Annotated in this window: 4 protein-coding genes; 3 read left to right on the top strand and 1 reads right to left on the bottom strand. The window is 70.0% G+C overall.

Annotation, left to right across the window (positions count from 1 at the left end):
- The first annotated feature begins 555 nt into the window (after positions 1-555).
- On the top strand, positions 556-912 hold the full coding sequence (locus PV350_RS45185; RefSeq protein WP_500339139.1) for a hypothetical protein: 357 nt from the start codon (positions 556-558) through the stop codon (positions 910-912).
- Positions 913-966: 54 nt separating this feature from the next.
- Complete coding sequence (locus PV350_RS45190; protein ID WP_500339140.1) at positions 967-2,034, top strand: hypothetical protein; 1,068 nt, start codon at positions 967-969, stop codon at positions 2,032-2,034.
- Positions 2,035-2,094: 60 nt separating this feature from the next.
- Here PV350_RS45190 and PV350_RS45195 read toward each other — a convergent pair whose 3' ends face one another.
- Positions 2,095-3,342, bottom strand: coding sequence for a phosphodiester glycosidase family protein (locus tag PV350_RS45195; RefSeq protein ID WP_500339141.1), 1,248 nt, complete (start codon positions 3,340-3,342; stop codon positions 2,095-2,097).
- A gap of 172 nt (positions 3,343-3,514) precedes the next feature.
- Between PV350_RS45195 and PV350_RS45200 the strand changes: the two genes are divergently transcribed.
- Positions 3,515-3,943: a DUF6210 family protein gene (locus PV350_RS45200; RefSeq protein ID WP_499508958.1), complete on the top strand. Its 429-nt coding sequence runs from the start codon at positions 3,515-3,517 to the stop codon at positions 3,941-3,943.
- Positions 3,944-4,176: the final 233 nt, after the last annotated feature.

The following is a 4,176-nucleotide window of genomic DNA, read 5'->3' on the forward strand; positions in this document are numbered from 1 at the left end:
TCTTGACGGACGGCTTGGCCGGCGCGGCCTGGGCGGCCTGCGCGGACAGGGCGACGGCTGCGGCGGCGGTCGCGGTGAGCACGGTGACACGTGTGCGACCGGCCTGCTTGGGACGACGGTGGGACGCCACTGGCGCGAGCTCCTTCTTCCTCCGGCCGCCTGCCGTACGCGTACGGCACTTGAGAATCGGCGGGGACCTCCGCCGCCATCCCGAATGGATGACCGACCGGGCGGAGGTTCGAGTCACGACACTAATCATTGACTCGCGACCGAATCAAACCCCTGGAGGGAAAAGGCCGTCCAGCCACTATTTCTTTACCCGCACCATCCTTCTCCGCCGATGTGGCGCAGGTCACACCTCGAAAAGTTGCCTTAATACCGGGCGCATTTCAGCCACATCCGCATCGACCCTGGATACGCACCGTCAATACCCCCGACGGGATTTCCCACATTCGGGCGGCCATGAAATACCGCCTTCCCGGCGGCCGCCGTCGGGCCCTGCAGCTGGGGGCGATACCCTCATCCCTGCCCGCGAAGGAGGGGGGGATCCACCAAGTGAAGCCCTTGGGAAGCCTGTTGCTGTCGGCAGCGACATCTGCCGCCGTGTTCGTCACCTGGGCCTACGGGACGTTCTCCGGCGGCATGGACGTACGGGAGACCTGCGAACTCGTCGTGGGCGAGCATTATGATCCCGACTACAGGGCAGCACACTTCAAGGAGTTCGCCCAGGTCTTTCCCCTGCACAACAAATGCAACGCCTCATACGACCTGGTTCCGGGATGGGTCAACGCGGCCATCCTCGTCCTGGCTCTGGCGACCGTGGTGCTGCTGGGCACGGCCGTCGCGGGGACCGTCAACCATTTCAGGCACCGCCGACGCGCAACGGCACGCTCTGCCCCCGCCGGCAGTTGACCCTCGCCTTTGCGCACGGGGGCTGTGTCAGTGGCCCGCCGCATACTGACGCCCATGCAGATGACGGAGCACACACTCGCTCAGGCATGGCAGCGGACGGTCGCGGGTTCCGACCTGCTCGACGACGCCATGCTCCCGCCGATGGGCACGTCCCGCGACCAGTACGCACGGCGCGTGGGCGATCGCGGCGGCCTCCTCCTCGTCCTGGACGAGGACGGCACGGTGCACGGCTACGACAACCCCTACCAAGAGGTCTTCGCCACGCGGGACGTGGACCAGGTACTGTACTACGTCGCCGAGCAAGCGGTCCGTCATCTCGCCGAGCACATCGTGGCCCACTCCCCCGGCCAGGGCCCCGTCGGCAACCTCGTCGCCGGGCAGGCGAAGATGCTGGAGGAGATCAACCCCGCCTGGGCCAGCCGATTCCGCAGCGGCGGCGTGGACGGAACGCAGGCGACGCGCCCGTGCGGACGCGACCCGCTGGAAGGCCTCGCCTGGATCGCCCGAGCCTGGCGGGATCAGGACCCGTACACCAACCTCGTCTTCTTCCGCGGCGAGGGCGTCAGCGCCGAGGAGATCGCGCTGCTGTACGGAGCCGACCCGGAGCATGTCGCCGCCGGGACACGCCGGTCGGACCTGCACCGCGTCGACGGCCACGACCGCGACCACTGGGACACCGCCTGGACGTCCTGCTGCTTCGGGCAGGCGGGCGACTGGGCGTTCCTCATGTACCACGAGACGCCGCCCGGCAGCCGGGCAGGCGCAGCGGAGCTCTCCCGGCTCGGGGTCACCGAGACGGTGTGCCTGAGCGCCTGCTCCGCGAAGGCCATCTACACCTTCGACTACACGCGCGACGGCGTCCGTGTCGACGACGACCGGGGCGTACTGGAACTGATCTGGTACCACCGGGGCCAGGCCCCCTACCACCGGGGCGGCCGGCTCGACTTCCTCAACCAGGCCATACGCCGCGCCGAACTGGACCATCCCGAGCTGACCGACGCGTTCGAACTGTACTTCCACGCCCTGGACGACGCGCTCGGTCTGCGACTTCCCCAGCAGGACATCGAGGAGGGAACGGTCCGGGCCGCGCTGTGGGCACCCCGGGACCCGGGCCGGGGGTGACGGTCCGGCGCGTCCGCGCGTGCACCCGGGCGGCGGCGACGCCACCCGGGTGCGGCCGGGTCAGTCGCGCGAGAACAGCCCGATCCCTTCGGGAATCGCGCGCTCGGCGCCGCCCGTGGGGTGGTTCCGGACGACCGGCGTGCCGGACACGGGATCACGGGTCACGAGGGTGGAGGAGCCCCCGCCGTCCAGGTTCACGCCGTCGTCGGCGCCCACGGCTTGGAAGACTCCGGCCAGTTCGGCGACCGTGAGTCCAGCGCCCGCCTCCGCGCTGCCGTCCAGCACCAGGAGGTGGAGCAAGCGGCCGTCGTCGCCGATGGCGGCTCCGGTCCTGGTCGCCACGGCCTTGTCGTCCAGGCCTGGCAGCGGCGCGCCGTCGCGCAGGACGGGATAGCCGCCGACCGCGAACTTCACCCGCTTGCCGCTGGTGCTCCGCAGCTTGTCGGAGACGCGGACGCGCTCGCCCAACCGGAGCGTACGGAGCGCCGCCGCCCCGCCCTCGCGGCCGACCAGGACCACCGTGCCGGGCTCGATGGCGCCGGCGCCGATCGCGTCGGACCCGGAGACCACCCGGCCGTCCCGCACGGTCACCTCATAGGCGTCCGTGGTGCAGGCGGCGGCGCGCAGGGTGTCGGTGCCGCACACGGCGCGCCGGCGCGACACCTCTCCCCACCGCGAGTCGAAGGCACCGATCCCGCCTTCGGGGATCGCGTACTGGTTCAGCCCCTCGAGGTCGAACCGCTTGCCCTTCTGGGCCCGGACCGTGCCGTCGAGGGTGAGTTCGTCCAGCCGCGCCTTGTGGTCGTAGCCGACGCCGATGACGTCGCGGGTCGACGTCCCGGGCGGCAGACCCGGCCCGAAGCGCTGACCGTTCGGTACGGCCGCCTTCAGCGCCACACCGTCGGAGACCGCCGGTCCGACCGCGGAGCCGGTCGCCTGGACGCCAGGGTGCTGGGTCTCGTCGATGTTGAAGAAGTCGGCGTTGACACCCGCCACCGCGCCCTGTGCCGCGGCCAGTTGGGACAGCTTGGCGCGGGAGGCGACCTTCCCCGGTGAGAGCAGGCCCACCGAGACATGGCGGTCGCGCAGATCGGCTGTGACCACATGGCCGGTGACCGTTCCGTGCGACGCGGTCACCGAGAAGGACTGGTAGGTGATGCCCGGCGCGATCGTCACGCCGTCCGCCATCCGGACCCGCTCGACGGCGTCCGCCCGGCCTGCCCCTGTGCCGAGCAGCATCGTCGCCGTCGCGATCACCACCGCCGCGGAAAGGGCTGCCCCGCGGACCCGACCGATCGTTCTCGTCATTCTGATGTCCCGTCGTATGTGCGTGCATGACGCACGAGTACTGGCCGGAGCCATCAGAAGGGGCTTGGGAGACGTACTGGTGGCAGTTTCCTGACGGGTCGACGAATCCTTGCGGGCCGTGGGCGCACAAATGCCCTTGAGCTCACGGCCGGTGGCCCAGGAGAGTGGGGCCATGGGTTCCCGGCGCTTCGTCTTCCTCGACCCCGACGGCATCAGCGCCGGCGGCTGGCTGTACGCGGTGGTCGAGGCGCGGACCGGTGTCTTCTACCAGCAGCAGTACGGGGGAACGGCCTGCCGTCAGGGGCAGGTCGAGGGCTTCCTTGTGCCGCTGCACGGCCCCGATGAGCTGGCCGCGCTGCGTGAGCTGTTCGAGAAGGACTTCCGCGGAGCCGGAACCTGGAACCACACCTGGCCGCATGACGAGCGGGACCGGCTCCGTGGTGCCATCGGCGCCCTCCGCTACTGGGCCTCCGACGGCACCACGGAGGAGCCGCATCCGCTGCGGCTGGACGAGAGCCGGATCCGTGAGGCCGATGAGGCCTGGGTTCCGGTGATCACACCGGACGGCCCCGCGGTGCTGGTGTGGTTCAACTCGGACTGAACGCCGCGATCACCTGTTTGCCCTGTGCCAGCTGAACCAGGCCGCCGGGGTGCGGTGTTCTCCGGTCGAGCGAAGCGCCGCTCGACGACCGTCACGGGTGTCCCCATCCGGTCCGCCGGCCGACGCTTGGGATCGTCTAGGACTTGTCCGGACGATCATGTGACTACTCGCCGTCCGCGTCGTTGATGTGGACATGGGGCGGGGTGACTTGAGCGATGCTGAATGGGAACGGC

This window comes from Streptomyces sp. PA03-6a, assembly GCF_033792765.1.
Lineage (GTDB): Bacteria > Actinomycetota > Actinomycetes > Streptomycetales > Streptomycetaceae > Actinacidiphila.

Excerpts from the sequence above, each read along its gene's own strand:
- PV350_RS45200 (WP_499508958.1), top strand. The coding sequence starts at position 3,515 with ATGGGTTCCCGGCGCTTCGTCTTCCTCGACCCCGACGGCATCAGCGCC.
- PV350_RS45195 (WP_500339141.1), bottom strand. The coding sequence starts at position 3,342 with ATGACGAGAACGATCGGTCGGGTCCGCGGGGCAGCCCTTTCCGCGGCG.
- PV350_RS45190 (WP_500339140.1), top strand. The coding sequence starts at position 967 with ATGCAGATGACGGAGCACACACTCGCTCAGGCATGGCAGCGGACGGTC.